The organism is Ardenticatenales bacterium (genome assembly GCA_020634515.1).
Classification (GTDB): domain Bacteria; phylum Chloroflexota; class Anaerolineae; order Promineifilales; family Promineifilaceae; genus JAGVTM01.
In genome coordinates this window covers 196283-213698 of record JACKBL010000008.1, presented here as the reverse complement: position 1 = coordinate 213698, position 17416 = coordinate 196283, and the positions used below count along the sequence as shown (strand labels likewise).

The 17416-nt window shown below is 55.4% G+C and carries 13 protein-coding genes; 6 read left to right on the top strand and 7 right to left on the bottom strand.

What is annotated here, in order from left to right; all coding sequences use genetic code 11:
- Positions 1 to 18: 18 nt before the first annotated feature.
- The 6 genes from H6650_19915 (at position 19) to H6650_19890 (ending at position 10307) form a co-directional block, all read left to right on the top strand.
- Entirely contained in the window at positions 19 to 4395 is a 4377-nt protein-coding gene (locus H6650_19915; protein MCB8954278.1) for a KR domain-containing protein, read from the top strand.
- Positions 4396 to 4413: 18 nt separating this feature from the next.
- Positions 4414 to 7830: an amino acid adenylation domain-containing protein gene (locus H6650_19910; protein ID MCB8954277.1), complete on the top strand. Its 3417-nt coding sequence runs from the start codon at positions 4414 to 4416 to the stop codon at positions 7828 to 7830.
- A gap of 81 nt (positions 7831 to 7911) precedes the next feature.
- Entirely contained in the window at positions 7912 to 8136 is a 225-nt protein-coding gene (locus H6650_19905) for an MbtH family protein (protein ID MCB8954276.1), read from the top strand.
- Between the two features lie 81 nt (positions 8137 to 8217).
- On the top strand, positions 8218 to 8517 hold the full coding sequence (locus H6650_19900) for a hypothetical protein (protein ID MCB8954275.1): 300 nt from the start codon (positions 8218 to 8220) through the stop codon (positions 8515 to 8517).
- A gap of 68 nt (positions 8518 to 8585) precedes the next feature.
- Positions 8586 to 8906, top strand: coding sequence for an MbtH domain protein (locus H6650_19895; GenBank protein MCB8954274.1), 321 nt, complete (start codon positions 8586 to 8588; stop codon positions 8904 to 8906).
- A 318-nt stretch (positions 8907 to 9224) separates the two neighbouring features.
- Positions 9225 to 10307 carry an inositol-3-phosphate synthase gene (locus tag H6650_19890; GenBank protein ID MCB8954273.1) on the top strand — a complete coding sequence of 361 codons (1083 nt, stop codon included), beginning with the start codon at positions 9225 to 9227 and terminating at the stop codon, positions 10305 to 10307.
- A 213-nt stretch (positions 10308 to 10520) separates the two neighbouring features.
- Here the strand turns inward: H6650_19890 and H6650_19885 are convergent, their stop codons facing one another.
- The 7 genes from H6650_19885 to H6650_19855 form a co-directional block, all read right to left on the bottom strand.
- Positions 10521 to 11345: a sugar phosphate isomerase/epimerase gene (locus tag H6650_19885; protein ID MCB8954272.1), complete on the bottom strand. Its 825-nt coding sequence runs from the start codon at positions 11343 to 11345 to the stop codon at positions 10521 to 10523.
- A 5-nt stretch (positions 11346 to 11350) separates the two neighbouring features.
- A complete protein-coding gene (locus tag H6650_19880; protein ID MCB8954271.1) occupies positions 11351 to 11911 on the bottom strand; it encodes a tetratricopeptide repeat protein in 561 nt (186 codons plus the stop codon).
- Between the two features lie 24 nt (positions 11912 to 11935).
- Positions 11936 to 12472 carry a DUF4287 domain-containing protein gene (locus H6650_19875; GenBank protein MCB8954270.1) on the bottom strand — a complete coding sequence of 179 codons (537 nt, stop codon included), beginning with the start codon at positions 12470 to 12472 and terminating at the stop codon, positions 11936 to 11938.
- Between the two features lie 466 nt (positions 12473 to 12938).
- Entirely contained in the window at positions 12939 to 14186 is a 1248-nt protein-coding gene (locus tag H6650_19870; GenBank protein MCB8954269.1) for a hypothetical protein, read from the bottom strand.
- Positions 14187 to 14195: 9 nt separating this feature from the next.
- A complete protein-coding gene (locus tag H6650_19865) occupies positions 14196 to 15107 on the bottom strand; it encodes an AEC family transporter (GenBank protein ID MCB8954268.1) in 912 nt (303 codons plus the stop codon).
- Positions 15108 to 15131: 24 nt separating this feature from the next.
- Positions 15132 to 16118: a HEAT repeat domain-containing protein gene (locus H6650_19860; protein MCB8954267.1), complete on the bottom strand. Its 987-nt coding sequence runs from the start codon at positions 16116 to 16118 to the stop codon at positions 15132 to 15134.
- A gap of 159 nt (positions 16119 to 16277) precedes the next feature.
- The gene (locus H6650_19855) at positions 16278 to 17363 is read right to left on the bottom strand and encodes a site-2 protease family protein (GenBank protein ID MCB8954266.1); all 1086 of its coding nucleotides are present in this window, start codon (positions 17361 to 17363) and stop codon (positions 16278 to 16280) included.
- Positions 17364 to 17416: the final 53 nt, after the last annotated feature.

Sequence of the window (17416 nt, the reverse complement as noted above, 5' to 3'; positions counted from 1 at the left end):
CGGGAAGATAGGAAACCGATGAAAACAGTAGAGTTACCCAATGGTTATGATGGCAACATGGCGGAACATATCGCTATTGTAGGCATAACAGGCCGTTTCCCCGGCGCGGCCAATGTTGATGAATTCTGGTGCAATTTACGCGATGGCATAGAATCCATCTCCTTTTTCACTCAGCAAGAATTGGCATCTTCTAATTTAGACCCATCACTACAGGAAAACCCCCAATATGTGGGGGCTGATGGGATCATTAAAGACATGGACTTGTTTGACGCGGCCTTCTTTGGTTATACGCCACGAGAAGCAGAGCTGATGGACCCGCAGCATCGTCTATTCTTAGAATGCGCCTGGGAAGCCTTGGAAAACGCGGGGTATGATTCTGAATCTTATGATGGCCGCATTGGAGTCTACGCCAGCGCGAATCTGAGCAGCTATCTGCTCAGAAATATCCTGGCAAACCCAGAACTGCGGGCTACAGCCACCAGTTTCCACACGATGTTGGGGAATGACAAGGACTTTGTGGCCACACGGGTTTCATACAAGCTGAACTTGAAAGGCCCCAGCCTGAGTGTCGCCACGCTTTGCTCATCCTCCTTTGTAGCCATTCATCTGGCGGCCCAGAGCCTGTTGAATTATCAGAATGACCTGGCTCTGGCAGGTAGCATTTCCTTACAAGCGTCGCATAATGAAGCATTTTTCTATCAAGAAGGAGGCATTGGCGCAGCCGATGGGCATTGCCGGGCTTTCGACGCGCAGGCCAATGGAACGGTCAGCGGCAGCGGCATAGGCATCGTCGTTTTGAAGCGCCTGGAAGACGCCCTGGCAGAAGGGGATTGCATTCGGGCCATCATTCGCGGCACGGCTATGAACAATGATGGAGCGATGAAGTTTAGCTACACGGCGCCAAGCGTTGCGGGTCAGGCGGCGGTGATTGCCGAAGCATTGGCGCTGGCGGAAGTCAACCCGGAGACGATTACTTATGTTGAAACGCATGGAACGGGTACGCGCCTGGGCGATCCCATAGAAATTGAGGCGCTGACGAGAGCGTTTCGTGCCGGCACAGACAAGAAAGGTTATTGCGCCATTGGCTCCGTTAAAACCAATATCGGACATCTGGTCAACGCCGGCGGCGTGGCCAGCTTGATCAAGACCATCCTGTCCTTTGAGCATAAACAGATTCCGGCCAGTTTGAATTTCGAGACGCCAAACCCGCAAATTGATTTCGCAAACAGCCCTTTTTACGTAAATACGAAACTCGCCAAATGGAACCCCCATGGTATTCCCCGTCGCGCCGGCGTCAGCTCTTTTGGCATTGGGGGCACCAATGTGCATATGATCGTGGAGGAAGCGCCAGTTGTCCCCCCTTCAGGAACAGCCAGACCATGGCAGTTACTGATATGGTCCGCCAGGACGGAATCAACCCTCAACACACAGACAAGTAATCTACTCACGTACTTGCGGCAGCATCCCGACAGCAATCTGCCAGATATAGCCTACACATTACAAGTTGGCCGGCGCGCCTTTGCTCACCGGCGAGCCTTGCTTTGTCGCTCATCTTCGGAAGCATTGGCGGCCTTGCAATCGCCAGAGTCAGCCCCTGTTTGGACGCATTTTCAAGAATCGCTAGATAGGCCGGTAGTGTTCATGTTCCCAGGGGCACGAGGACAGCGGCTGAACCAGGAGAGCGATCTTTACTACAACGAGCATGAATTCCAGGAGCAAGTAGATCATTGCACAAGTATGCTGCCATCCTACCTGCAAACAGCCGTGAAAGAGACATTATTAGCGCCAACACCCCCTTCTTTTGCGCCAGAACCGCGGGGACAGATAGCACTTTTCGTATTGGAATACGCTCTGGCGACTTTGTGGCAGTCTTGGGGGGTCAAGCCGCGGGCGATGTTTGGGGAAGGGGTCGGCGAGTATGTAGCTGCCTGTTTGTCAGGCGTGATGTCGCTGCCAGATGGGCTGGCGCTACTCATAGACGCTGTTGAGTACGATGAACAGAACGGTCAGAGACAATCGCCTGCCACTCCCCTGGAGCAAATCTCTTTTCAGGCTCCGCAAATTCCTTACGTATCTGGCGTAACAGGTGATTGGGTCACGGAACAGCAGTTACAAAGCCATGACTATTGGCGACGTTTGCTCGCGGCAAATTCCAGTCCAAATGTGACCAACCTGCTGACGGAATCTGAACCGGTTTTGTTAGAAATCGGGCCAGATAGCTTTCTTAGTAAAATAGCAGTCCAACATAGCCACAAGGCGGAAAAGCAGCTTGTCCTATCTTCATTATCTGAAGAAAGCCATCCATCAGCATCCGCTTCCCTATTATTGACCGTCGCTCAACTATGGTTGGCTGGGGTGCGGTTAGATTGGAACGGGTTCCACAACCACCATTACCGCCGGCGACTCCCCCTACCCACCTACCCATTCGAGCGCCAACGATATTGGGTGGAGCCAGTGTTACATAGCGATGGAGAACAGTCGGTTGCAAGAAAACAGTCGTTACACGTAAATGAAAAATCCCCCGACGTCAGCGACTGGTTTTATATTCCCTCGTGGACACGGACAGTTCTACCGGCGGTTGCGTCCCCTCATACAGATGCCTCCTCGTGGCTGCTGTTCGTTGACGGAGAAAGCCTGGGCGACCATCTTGCCCAACGACTGCGCCAGGCCTCATTGCCTGCAATTGTGGTGCGACCTGGACCGTTCTTTGCCGCCGGCGACGATGACACCTTTATGATCAATCCGGGAGAGCCGGCTGATTATGAGAGGTTGATCCAGGAACTGGCTTTGCGCGGCGTACATCCACAAAAGATTGTCCATATGTGGTACGCAACGGCGGACACGCATCCGGCGGACGTCGATCAGGACAAGGGGTTTTATAGTCTTTTGTTCCTGGCACAGGCGTTAGGACAGGCGGGTTCCGTAGCAAAGGTGTCCTTATTCATTGTGGCTACAAACCTTTTTGATGTGTCGGGCCATGACCGGCTTGTACCGGAGAAGGCAACTATTCTGGGGCCTGCCAGAGTGGTTTGCCAGGAATATCCCCACATCCAGTGCCATTTCATTGATGTTGTTTTACCATCTTCGCCCAATCAAGGGAAGCATACTTTAGCGGAACAGCTCTGGTTGGAGTTGCAAACGGCGGCAACGGCCAGTGTCGTCGCATATCGGGATCGTTATCGCTGGACGCAGACTTTTGAGTCAATATCGGCAAGTATGCCGGCAAATAAGCCATTGCTACAAAAAGAAGGAACCTACCTGCTATTTAATGGTTTGCGTAGTATTGGGTTCTTGCTTTCTCAACATCTCATACAGGCTGGAGCAACCCAACTCACCCTGACGACGTGTGAGGATTTGCCGGCACGCGATAGCTGGCATACCTACCTGAATACGCACAAACAGGACGAGATTGGCCGCCAGATTCTCAACGCGCTTCACCTGGAAGCCATGGGGGGGAAGATTCTGGTTGTATCGGTAGATGAGACGGATCCAATACAAGTTGAATCAGCCGTGGCCAGCGCAACGCAGCAGTTTGGCGAGCTAAATGGGGTCATTTTCAATCCACGCCACACGGGTCAGGTATTACCCGTATTCGTTAGAGAGGCCAATAGATCGACTTGCGAAAGAGAGTTTCTTCTGATAAAAAGCAGCCTTTCGGCAGTTCGTAGCGTGATAGCGGAGAAGAACCTGGATTTTTGCATGGTAACGTCTTCAATTTCCTCAGTTTTGGCCGGTCCGGGTTTGGCTATCCATGCCGGCATCAGCAATTTCCTGGACAGTTTCACGCAACACGTCGCTCAGACATCCCCATACCCCTGGATCGTCGTCAACTGGGACATTTTGCAAACGGCGGAAACGGATAAGATACCCCTGGCACGGCCTGAACAGATGCAAACAGCAGCCATAACCTTAGCCGAAGGGCTTCAGGTTGCCGCTCAATTATTTCCCGCCCCATACAATGCCCCCCAAATCATTGTTTCCACCATTGATCTGCCATTCAGGTTACGGAAATGGACCCCTTCAACGCAGCAAAACACGCCCCAACCACAAGCCCTTACATTTCATCCCAGACCTGAACTAGCATATCCTTTTGCGGCGCCCCGCAATGAAGTTGAAGAAAAACTGGCCAATATATGGCAAAGAGCCATGGGCGTTAAACCGGTAGGTATCCATGACAACTTCTTTGAGCTAGGAGGAGATTCCCTGTTGGCGGTGCAGATTATCTCCCAAATCCGCGAGGCGTTTAAGATTGATATCCCTCTGGGAGATCTATTTGAGCAACCGACGATCGGGTTCTTGAGCGAATATATACAGACCATTCTGTGGGCGATCCAGGGGGCCACGCCACCTACTTCCTCTACTCACGCGGCGCAGCGAGAGGAAATTGAATTGTAATGACGCATTGAGGAGCAAATGATGACCCTTGTTGAACTACTATCTCAGTTGCGCAATCTGGATGTCTACATCTGGATAGATGAAGGACGTCTGCGGATTAACGCCCCGGATGGGGTGTTGACGCCAACCATGCGCGCCGAGCTGTCTGCACGAAAAACAGAGATTATCGCCTTCCTGGAGCAGATTGAAGCCAGCAAACGGCTGGTTGCGGAACCAATCCCCCCGGCGGGACGCCAGGAAAACCTGCCCCTATCCTTTGCGCAACAGCGTGTATGGATATTAGATCAATTACAGATGGCCGCATTCACCAATATGACGGCGGCTGTCAGAATTTCCGGCAATCTTAACGTACCGTTGCTCGAGAAAAGCTTAAATGAGGTGGTACGTCGTCACGCTATCCTGCGCACCCGCTTTGTTGCCAAAGATGGATACCCCGTGCAAACCATCTTACCCAGTTTGAAGGTAACCATACCCATACGCGACCTTCGTGGGCTTTCCGGCGCGGAGCAGGAAAGAGTCGTTCGTCAAGATATGCTCCTGGCCGCATTGCGTATCTTTGATCTGTCGCAGCCGCCGTTATTTGAGTTGATATTGTTCCGTTTGGACACCCATACATATGATCTGTCCCTTAATTTCCAGCACATCATTTCCGATGCCTGGTCTCAGAGCATATTGGTGCGGGAACTCGTCGCATTCTATTCAGCCTTTCAGGATGGTCGTTTGCCATCCTTACCCGAGCCAACTATCCAGTACGCCGACTTCGCCTTTTGGCAACATCAATCGTTGCAATCAGCCCGGTTTCAGGAATCACTTGCCTACTGGAAACAGAAATTAACGGGGCCTCTTCCCGTCTTGGAAATGCTGTCAGCGCAGACGCAACGCAGTGCGATACCAAACAAGGCCGTAAAACAGGTTCTGGTATTCGATACGACACTAATGCGGGCGCTTGAACAACTCAGCCAACAAGAGGGAACCACCTTGTTTACAGTGCTGTTGGCTGCTTTCAAAACCTTGTTGCATCGGTGCACGGGGCAGACGGATATTGTTGTCGGTGCCCCGATTTTTGACCGGGAACGGTCTGAAGTGCAGCACCTGATTGGACTATTTCTGAATACATTGGTGTTGCGCACGGATTTGTCTGGTAATCCACCGTTTACGGAACTGCTCGGGCGCGTACACCAAACCGTGCGTGAGGCCTTTGCCCATAAGGAGGTTCCCTTTGAACGCCTGGTAGAAGAAATACAGCCAGAGCGCAGTCTGGTACGGAATCCTTTGTTCCAGGTAACGTTTGTCATGCAAAATGTTCCCTCCGCGCCGGTCGAGATACCGGGGCTGGCGTTAACGCCTATTCCTTTGGAAACGTCGCAGGCCGCCCCACCGGATTTGTTAGGCGTCAACATTCAGGAAACGCCAACGGGTCTTGTTTGTGAGCTAGAATTCAATGCCGACTTGCTCAATCAGACTTTGCTAGAACAGTTTCAGACGTTGTTACAAGGCATTGTGAAAAATCCACGCCAACGCCTATCTAGTCTGCCGTTGTTAACAAAGGCGGAAGAGGTGCATATCTTGCACAAGCAAATTGGGAGGGGTGTGGTTAAGAACCAGCCGGAGGCGCGTATTCATATAGCGTTTGAACGACAGGTGGCGGCAAGACCGGATGCTATTGCCCTTGTCGCAGGTGAAGAACAACTAACGTTTCAGGAATTGAACCGACGCGCAAACCAGATTGCCCATTATCTGCGCTCTATGAATCTGGAAACCGAGGCGCTTGTCGGGGTCTATATGGAACGCTCTCTGGATATGATCATTAGCATCTTGGGCGTTTTGAAGGCGGGTGGCGCTTATTTGCCTCTGGATACGATTTACCCGCCCGAGCGGTTGGCTTTTGTCTTGCAGGACAGCCGGGCGTCTGTATTGTTAACGCAGAACGCTTTGGTGGAGAAGTTGCCGGCATTAAATACGCGCATGATCTGTATCGACACCGAATGGGAGCGCATTGCCCAAGAAAATGCCGGCAATCCAGCAGCGCCCGTTGTTCCGGACAACCTGGCCTACGCCATTTACACATCAGGATCAACCGGTCGTCCCAAAGGCGTCCTAATTCCTCATAAGCAGGTTATGCGCCTGTTTCAGGCAACCCAGGAGTGGTTCCATTTCGGACCGCAAGATGTATGGTCCTTTTTCCATTCCCATGCCTTCGACTTCTCTGTTTGGGAAATCTTTGGTTCCCTCTTGTACGGCGGCAAATTGATCATCGTGCCCTATTGGCTCGGCCGCTCCCCAGATGACCTGTATTCCCTCTTGTGCGAATCTTGTGTGACGGTCCTCAACCAGACGCCCTCCGCTTTTCGCCAATTGACCTGGAGCATCAACAACAGAAGTGTGTCACCAACTCGTGACTTATCATTGCGGTTTGTTATCTTTGGCGGCGAGGCGCTTGACCTGAGCGAGCTACAATCCTGGTACACCGAGGACCACAACGGCACGCTGCAACTGGTTAACATGTACGGAATCACTGAAACAACCGTACACGTAACTTACCGGCCCCTGGCAGCGGAAGACTTGGAGGCAGCGCCGGGAAGTGTCATCGGAGAAGCCATTCCCGACATGCAGTTTTACATTCTGGACGACAGATACCAATTGACGCCTGTTGGCGTTCCTGGGGAGATTTATGTTGGTGGAAATGGCCTGGCGCGCGCCTACCAGAACCACCCGGCACTAACCGCTGAGCGGTTTGTGCCCAACCCGTTTGACAACCAACCAGGAAGCCGCTTGTATAAATCAGGAGATCTGGCTTGCTACCTGCCTGATGGAGATGTAATGTATCTGGGGCGGCGAGATCATCAGGTCAAAATACGGGGGTTCCGCATTGAGCTGGGTGAAATCGAGTCAGTACTCAGCCAACATGCTGACATCCGTCAGACCGCGGTCCTCGTACAAACCAATGAAAACGGTGACAGGCATCTGGTCGCTTACTTCGTGCCCAGCTTGCCAGGGCAAACGCCTGGCGTTAACGAACTGCGCGATTTTGTCAAAGGAAAGTTACCAGAGTATATGGTACCATCCACTTTTGTCTTGCTGGACGCGCTGCCCTTGACCCCTAATGGGAAACTCGATCGGCGCACCCTGGCTACACTGGGATCGCCCCTGGCCCCATCAACAGAAGCTGAGTTTGTCGCGCCGCAAGGCACTGTGGAAAAGCGTTTAGCCGTTATCTGGTGCAAGATGTTAGGCGTTGAAAGAGTTAGCGTTTATGATACTTTCTTTGATTTGGGCGGGTACTCTCTTTTAGCGACGCAAGTTATTCATGAAATTAACGAAGCCTTTGATGTGACTCTCTCTCTGCGTGACCTCTTTGAAGAGTCCACCATCGCCGGGTTATCCCTATTGATTGAAGAGATCTTGCTTGCCCGATTTGAAGAGGACCCTCTCTGATCCCTTTATCCATGCGGCCGGGATGAATCTTCCGGACATTGTTCACTTGCCACCATTCACGAAGGAGTTGAAAACATCATGATGACTAATGATGAAGCAACAGACACCACAATCTATAACGTTGTGGTTAATCATGAAGAGCAGTACTCAATCTGGTTTGCGGATAGACCGCTACCGTTGGGATGGGAAACCGTAGGCGTCAGCGGCTCAAAAGAGGAATGTCTGGCGTATATTGAAGAGGTGTGGACGGATATGCGACCACTCAGCCTGCGAAAAAAGATGGATGAATCCAATGACCCTCGCTAGCACAACGTCTGGCGAAAGGGCAAGTCACCGCACTCACAAACGTCAGTCTTATGCGCGGCGCGCCAAATCAAGGAGTTTTTTATGGCTGAAATGGGCAAGTATTGCAAAGCGTATCTTCTAGGCGAGTTTCGGGCTTTCGCGCAATGGAACGCGAATATACAGAATGCCCGGAAAGAAAAGAGCGATCCGACGGACCAGGGAGGAGCATCTCCCCGGTTGCTAACCGACGATTCAATCCTGTATTTGCAGGAAGATTTCGTGGTTACCGATGGCATTTATAAGGATGAGAATATCATCTTTGACAATGTCACGCCGGAATGGATAGCTTTTTGCCGGCAAACACTGCAATTTGAGATACCCGATTATGCCGCCAAAGAATAGGCGCAGGGTATTTGTCAGCTTTGGGAATGGCTTAATCCTTCTCTCAATCTAGCAAGAGGACGCATGGTATGGATGAATTAGTCGAAATGTTAACCACTGGAACGCATCCCGTTATCGTAAGTCGGGTTGATGGATCTGTCGAAAAATTGCAGGAGAGCATTTCTCGTGGGTATGTGCTCGTCAAATTTACGGACACACGCGGCGGCACAGAGCTGGGTGTGCGCCTGGACGACGCCACGAACCTAGGCGCAGCTGATTTTGAACAGGCAACCGGCACGGTACACCTGGAAGGAACGCTAACACTTAACTACGTTAAAGTACGCTGCATCGCCGATATTGATCTGACCACAATGGAAGGTAGTGGACACCTGCAAAAAGTGGCTCTTTAGGACCTCAGGGGAAGTGGAGGCTTTAGCCGGAACGGTTCCGCCTGAAGTCTCCGCTCCACCTTTAATCCATGACTCTACTGAAAAAAGGCCAAAAACCGGGTTTTTACACATGAACCACTCTGGTAATTTTGGCCGGGCACTCGAAAAACCCGGTTTTTTCAGTGAACGAACCTGCTCCCTGTGTAGAACGGCGTAGGCAAGGCGATCCGGGTAGGCTATAATGACACGGCTGTACAGGGCAGGCGGCAAGCCTGCCTTTTTCCTGTTTGTATCCTGGCGGGTAAACGCCAGCGCGAGTTTAGTCGAGAAGGAAAAATCATGTCAAAAAAGAACAAAAAAGTCCGCGTGGCTATCATTGGCGTGGGAAACTGCGCGTCATCATTGGTCCAGGGCGTGCAATACTATAGGGACGCCCCCGATGACGCCGAAATCCCCGGCTTGATGCACGCCACCGTGGGCGGCTACCATGTACGGGACATCGAATTTACGGCGGCGTTTGACGTGGTGAAAGGCAAGGTGGGACTGGACCTGAGCGAAGCGATCTGGGCGCACCCGAACAACACCATCAAGTTCGCCGACGTGCCCCACCTCGGTGTTCCCGTCTATCGCGGCATGACGCATGACGGCATCGGCAAGTACGTGAGTACCGTGGTGGAAAAAGCACCCGGACCGACGGACAATATCGTGCAAATCCTGAAGGACACGGGCACGGATGTGGTTGTCAATTTCATGCCTGTCGGCTCGGAAATGGCCACGAAGTGGTACGTGGAGCAGGTGCTGGAAGCGGGCTGCGCGTTTGTCAACGGCATCCCCGTTTTTATCGCCAGTTCTGAATATTGGGGCAAGCGGTTCGCGGAAAAAGGGCTGCCCATCATCGGCGACGACATCAAGAGCCAGGTAGGGGCCACCATCACCCATCGCGTCCTCACCAATTTGTTCAAGGATCGGGGCGTGCATCTGGACCGCACCTATCAGCTCAATTTCGGCGGCAACATGGATTTCTATAATATGCTGGAGCGGGAGCGGCTGGAGTCAAAGAAAATCTCCAAGACAAATGCCGTCACCAGCCAGCTCCCTTACGACCTGGGCGCGGAAAACGTGCATGTGGGGCCAAGCGATTATGTTCCGTGGTTGACGGACCGCAAGTGGTGCCACATTCGCATGGAAGGACGCGCATTTGGGGATGTGCCACTGCAAATTGAGCTGAAGCTGGAAGTGTGGGACTCGCCTAACTCGGCGGGCGTGATGATTGACGCAGTGCGCTGCGCCAAGTTGGGGTTGGATCGGGGTCTCGGTGGGCCGCTGATTGCGCCGGCATCTTACTTCATGAAGACGCCACCACAGCAGTATACGGATGATGAAGCGCGGCAGATGACGGAGGATTTTATTGCCGGCATTTAGCCCGCCACCGACAGTATTAGTTTGGGGCGAATCCTGAGTATTCAGCCTCAGACCTTTCCGAAAGCTCGATTTCAGGCTCAAAACGGCTCCGTTTTGTGTCAGAACAGCTTCCGGGAAGGGGGTATGAGAAAAATTAGCCGGAGTGTGTGCCGGCATTTCATACGCGACACACCGGCGGGGACGCACTTGAACATGAAGTGCGTCCCCGCGGCGTTAGCGCGCATCGCGCGCGTCATGCACCATCCGCGTCAGCCGCTCCCCGACAGCAACCGCCTGCCGCAAAAAAGCCGCCTCATCGCTCATCCCCGCCCCCGACAAATGCACCTCCAACGTCAGCGGACCCTCGTAGCTAGACCCCGCCAACAATTGGGTCAGCAGCGTCCAGTCAACGCTGCCACGAAAAGGGAAGTCATGCGGGTCCCCGGTCCCATCGTTATCGTGCAAATGCACCGCCAGCAGCCGGTCGGCCACGCGCCGCAAAAACGGCAACCCCTCCCCCACGAAGTTCCCGTGCCCGGAGTCGTAGCAGACGCCCAAAAAATCCGGCGGATAGGAAGCCAACGCCTGCTCAATAGTGGCATAATTATCAAACATCAGGTTTTCCAGGGCCAGACGCACGCCAAACCGGCGCGCCGACGGCAGCAGCGCGTCCAGCGAGCGGCGCAGACGGTCCCAGTAGGCCCCCTGGAACATTTTCATTTTGGGCTGGGGTTGCAGGTGCAAGACGATGACGTGCCCCCCCAGTGCCGCCGTCATCTCCATGCGGTTGCGCACCAGGTCCAGGCCGGCAAGCCGGGCGTACTCTTCGCTGGCGAGCCAATACTTCTCCGTGCCTTCGGAGGCGTGCAGGTCGCGCAGTTGCAGGCCAAAGTCGCGCAGCCAGCGACCAATCTGGTCTATTTCGGCGGGCGCGTAGACGTAATCGCCATCCCAATGATGACACCAGTGGATGTGGGAAATGCCGGCATCCGCCACCTGCCGCAAATAAGGAGAAGGATCGCCGTCGTCCTTGACATAATCAGAGTTAATGGACAACATCGCGGCTACTCCTCCTCTTCCACCCACAACACCCGCACACGCGCCAGCAACTGCCGCGCGTCATCATCGTTCGGATTCGTCTGCACGGCGCGGCGGAACCAGAACGTCGCCTCACCATACTCCCGACGATCCCGATGAACCAGCCCTAAATTGTAGGCCACGTTCGGCGCGGCGGGGTTGAGGTCCAGCGCCCGCCGGAAAGCGTCAATCGCCTGCTGCTGCATGTTGTCGGTCGCCAAAATGGGGTTGCCCAGGTAGGCCGCACCCAAATTCTGCCAGACGACCGGATTATCCGGTTCGCGCTGACTCAGCCGTTCCAACACGGCCACCGCCCGCTTAAACTGCTTTGTCAGAATATACGCGCCGCTGAGATTGAGGGCCGCTTGCGAATGGGCCTGATCCAGCTCATACGCCTGCTCCAGCGAAGCCACAGCCTCATCATGGTTCCCCTGCATCAGCAGTTCCGTACCCCGGCGAAAATGCACCTCAAACGACTCACCCGTATGCAGCCGTCCAGCGACGTGCTTCCGCCTGACATTTTTTCGGGAATGCTTCTTATTTGTCATACGTCATCTGTCTCAAATGTGCCATCACGCGGCGGCCTCATAGGCGGCGCGCAACCAATCCAGTACCGTTTCATCCACCATCTCCACGCCTTCCAGGCGAATACGGTGCGTACACATGGCATTGAAGGAGCCGACAGCTTCCAGGACGCCCTGTGGTTCCGTTGCCGGCAAATTCAACCCCAGATCGACGCGCGTCCGCGTGGATGGTTGCACCAGGGCAAACTGCTTGCGGCGGCGCAGACTGACGTAGGTCTTCTTTGGCGCGACTTCTACGTCGGCACCAAAACCCTGCGCGGCTTCCAGCAAACGCGCATAAATAGGGCGCAGCTTCTCCTTGCTCCCCGCGAACATGGCCGCCACCAGGTCGTCTTCGGCGGGCACGTCGCTGATGACGCGGCGCAGCGTCTCCTGAGCGATCAGGTTGGCATAGCCATGCCCAATGCCATGTTCGGCTTTCAGATGTTTGACGATCTGGCCGTGCTTTTGCGGCTCCACGGTCCGGGCAATCCGCGTCCATTCCGCCAGCGTTTTGCCATACTTCCTCTCCAGGTTGTCAATCATGGTTTGCACCGCGGGATCAGGCGTTGTCATTCTTACCTCCTCTGCAAATGTAGGGCGATTTTCCAAATCGCCCCCCGATTTGGAAAATCGGGCTACGACGGTACATCATCTTCATTCATCGGTGGTGCCGCGCAGCGGCGCGTGCCGTCTCCTCTGAAAAGGCAGGGCGGTTTTGAAGAGGGTATGTTTCAAGCACGCTGCTCAGGCTGCTCGCGCCGTAGGACAATTTGCCTAAATTGTCCCTTCACAGCGGAGGACAATTCGGCGAATTGTCCTACAGCAAGCAACAGTCAACTGAAATGAATCACACCCTTTCGCCCGCCCGATTTGGAAAATCGGGCTACGACGGTACATCATCTTCATTCATCGATGGTGCCGCGCAGCGGCGCGGTATCTGCTTCGAAAATAATCTTCCCGGAAGCTTAATTTCAGATCAAAAGTATCTCAACGTTCAAGTCGTTTAGCATTAAACCTGATTCCGGGAAGATGGTGGCGAATCGTTACCAGAACCTTTCGGTAACGGCAGCCCCGTTCCCGAAACAACCAGCAGTCCGGTCAGAAGAAAGCCGCCCAAGAGCAGCAGCAGCCAGGCGCGATTTTGCAACCAGTATCGCTGCAAAGGCGTTTGCTGTTGTTGGGCGCGCCGCCAGATTTGCGTCAGGTCCGTCATGGAGATGCCCAACACTTGTTGCACAGCGGCCTCGCAGCGCAAGCCATCGCCAAAGGCAGCGATGAGTTCCGTGAGGGCGTGGTTGCCATAGCGCGCCTGAATGGTGGCGACGAGGGAGGCGCTCTGGGCGTAGGCGAGCAGGGCGTCGTTCTCGGATGTGGGGAAACCGAGGCAAAGTTCCTGAAACGGGAGCGTTTGATCGGCGCTGACGGCCTGCTGCAAGATGGCCGCGTAGTTGGGGTTGGGGTTTTCCTCAAACCACGTTGCCAATCCTTCACCAAACCAGGCGGGCATGGTGTCATAGCTACTGCTTGTGGCCTGATAGAGCAGCCAGTGGGTCAGTTCGTGTGGCAGGCTGCGCCGCAAAGTGGCGGGCGCGGTGATGGGGTCGGCGGCAGTGACGAGAACGACACCCAGGGACGGGCTGGCGTGTCCACCCACCCAATCACTCCCGGCAAGCAACAGGGCGGCGCGCAAATCGCTGCTGGTAGGATAGAGATAAACGTGCAGCGGGGCGGGCCAGGCGGCGGGGATGATGGCTTGCAGGCGGGGGCGCGCCTGGGCGACCACGTCCAGCGCCGTCTGCGCCAGCACGGGGTCGCCCTCGGCCCAATGAATGACCACGCCTTCGCGTTCCAGCGCCTGCCAGCGAAAGCGGTCGTCGGCGTAAAGCAGGCTGGACTCCGGCAACGCGTACACATCGCCATTGGCGTCGGTGAGCGTCCACCAGAAGGTGACGGAGGCAAAGGGGGCGATGTGGACCTGCGTGAGGTCAACGGTCTGGGTGACGGCGATGGATTGGGTGGGGGTGAGGGGAATGTCCGCTGTGAAGGTGTTGGGCAGGGTGGGCGTGCTGAAGGCCAGCGTGACGCGCGTAATCGGCCGTTCGCTGTCAGCCTGGAGGCGGAAGGTCATCACCTGGCCGTAGCGGTAATCGGCGGTGGTCTGTACCCGGCTGATGCCATTTTGGGCGTGGGCGATGGGCAGCCTACTCAGGAAGAGGAGCAGCAGCCAGATAATCAGGGGAAAGCGACGCGCGGTCATGAGCCAATGTTACAGGCCTAATAGAGTTATTGCCAGCGTGACTGTGATCACGCTGAGGAGGGTGCTGAGGACGACGGCGGTGGTGACGCCGGCGGGCTGTACGTCAAATTCGGTGGCGATGATGGTGGTGACCACGGCGGTGGGCAGGCTGGCCTGGATGATGGAAACGGCGTAGTCGGTGCCTTGCAGTCCGATGAAGAGGGCGACGAGGGTGGCGACGACGGGGGCGACGATCAGGCGCAGGGTGACGGCGGGGAGGGCGAGGCGCAGGCCGCTAAGGTTTTTGAGGTCGGCCAGTTGCATGCCGAGGACGATGAGCATGACGGGGATGGAGCCGTTGCCGGCAATTTCTATCCCCCGCGCCAGAAAGGAAGGCAAAGGCAGGTGAAATCCATATACAATGAGGGCGAGGAGGACGGCGTAGAATGCCGGCATTTTCAACACCTGTCGCAGCGCCGTCCGACCATCCAACTTCCCCAACGACGCCACGAAAATCCCCACCGTGAACACCAGAATCGTACTCACCGTAAAATACACCACCGCCCGCGTCAGCCCCGCGTCGCCGTATCGCAGTTGATTCAACGTCAGGCCGAAGTTGCCGCTGTTGGGGAACATCGCCACCAGCACCATCGCCGCCCGCTCCTGGCGGGAGAAGCCGAGCAGTCGCCCCGCCAGCAGGCTGAGCGCACCCATGGCCAGCGCCGCCACCAAAGCGAAGGTCGCCAGTTGGGTTAGTTCGCTGCCGGATAACTGCGAATTGACGAGGGAGCTAAAGACGAGGCAGGGTCCCAGGGCGTAGAAAACGAGCCGAGAGAGGGATTCTTTTTCCAGGTGCATCCAACGGCGCAGGATCGCGCCAATGCCGGCAACAGCGAAAATTGGCAAGATATTCTTGGTAAGCACGTCAAGAATGTCGGTCACGAGCGCCGCACCTGTTTCCTCGCATCAGAGCCACGGTTCCGCGTCCTCGTCATCGTCGTCATCCGCGCCAAAATCCAGCATCAGATAATCATCAAAAACGTTGGACCAGTCCATTTCCTCCAGCGCTTCCGCCATCATCTCCCACAGGTCTTCCAGGTCCGGGTCCTCCACCATTTCTAGCAAAATCTGCTCCGCCTCCTCGCCGCCAATCGCCGCCAACGCCTCAATGGCCGCTTCCCGGATCGCTCGATCCTGGTCCTCTTCTTCAATCAGGCGCACCAACTGGCTCAGGGCCTGTACATCGCCGATTTTGCCCGCGGCTTCCACGGCAGCCAGGCGCATATCCTCATAGGGGCTTTCCAGTTCGTCCAAAACGATGGGGAGCCAGCGATGCGCGCCGTTGATGCCCATGGCGTTGACGGCGCTCAATTGAGTGAGAAAGTCGCCGGTGTCGTAGGCGTCGGTGATAAAGGCAAAGACGCGCTCGTCGTCCAGGTAGCTGGCGGATTCGAGGGCGCGCCGACGTACGATGATGGGGGTGAGGGGATTTTCCAGGGTGCGGAGGAGGACGGGCATGATTTTTTCGGCGACAAATGCCGGCATCAACCCACACAAAGATTGAAACACAAAATTCCCCAACGTCGCCGCCCCCTGTGCTCGTACCTCATCATCCGCATCCGTCTCCAGCAGGCGTAAAAGGGGATTGACGTGGCGCGCATTCGTGGAGCCATACAACCCCATCACGCCCGACCGCCGCACCACGGCCGCCTCGTCAGAAAGGAAAAAGTGAAACACATTCTCAAAATCCACCATGAAATCGTCATCGTAAATCTGGTTGAGGTGGTGGGCAATCAACGACCGACGTCCCACGGGAAAAGCAGGCCACATCGCCTGGAAAGCAAGCATCTCCTCATGCTCCATGTCCGATAGCCGGTACAGATACCGCGTTTGCATGGCCGGATCGGACATCAAAGCGTGCATAACATCAGCAAAAGGCGTCTTACGATTCATCGAACCTTCCCAGAAGTCTACAAGTTTGCAACAACTCAATTCTAACAGTTTTCAGGCAAGAAGAAAGCACGCCCACAAGTTTACTATCATGAGCGTGCCTGGAATTACAGTCTATGACGAGATGAAGCGTCAGCATCTTACGCCAACGCCAACACCCGCCTACGGACCAAACAAATCGATGGGATTCATCAAATCATGCACAAATATCAACACCATCAGCCCTAACAACAGCATGATTGCCACCATGTGTACCGTGGCCTCTTTTTCCGGAGCGATCCGCCGTCCACGTAGCGCCTCAATCAGCACAAACAGGATACGCCCCCCATCCAGCGCCGGAATCGGCAGCAAATTGGTGAACCCCAGCGCCACGTTAATGAAGGCCACAAAAGAGAGGAACGGGAACCAATCCCCCGATGCCAGCGACATCTGCGCCGATTGGCGGCTGGCGCGGGCAATGTTCGGCGGGCCAATGAACCCCACCTCGCTCACACTCACTTCCCCGCGCACCAGCATCACCGGCACGCGCACAGTGAGCATGATGATGTCGCCCACTTGCTTCACCGACTGCCCCGCCGCCGCCAGCGGTCCGTAAGTAATCGTCTCACCCGTAGGGGCGGCTCCCAATCCCGCCCCAATGCGTCCAATCACGGCGGACCCATTGTCCACGCGCGCCGGCAAGACCGTGAGCGTCCGCGCCGCGCCGTCCCGCTCAATCGCAAACGTGAGCGCCTTTTCCGGCGAGGCCTGCACCAGCGCCACCAACGCATCCGCGTCGCTGATCGCCTGCCCATCCACCTGGTCCACCACGTCCCCCGGCAGCAGCCCCGCCGCCGCCGCCGGCGAATCGGCGTCCACGCTCACAATCGCCACGTGGGTGTCATCGTAAACAGGCACGGCCGTGATCATGTAGGCCACCCAGAAGAGAAGGAACGCCAGCAAGAAATTCGCCAGTGGACCGGAGAAGAGGACGGCAAAACGCACCCGCTTCGGCGAGGCGGCCAGACCATCAGGCACGGAGGGGTCGTCTTCGCCCGCCGGACGCACAAAGCCGCCCAACGGCAGCCAGTTCAGCGTATACTTGATGCCGCTGCGCTCAAATAGCGTCACCGCTCGCGGCGGCAGACCCAGGCCAAATTCCTCCACGCGCACCCCCAGGCGCACCGCGGAGATAAAGTGCCCCAATTCGTGAATGAGAACAATTGGCCCCAGGACCAGGAAAAATGCCAGTACGTCATAAATAAACATAGATTTTTCGCGCTCATAGATGTGCGACGCATTTCTGATCCAAAGTACGTCGC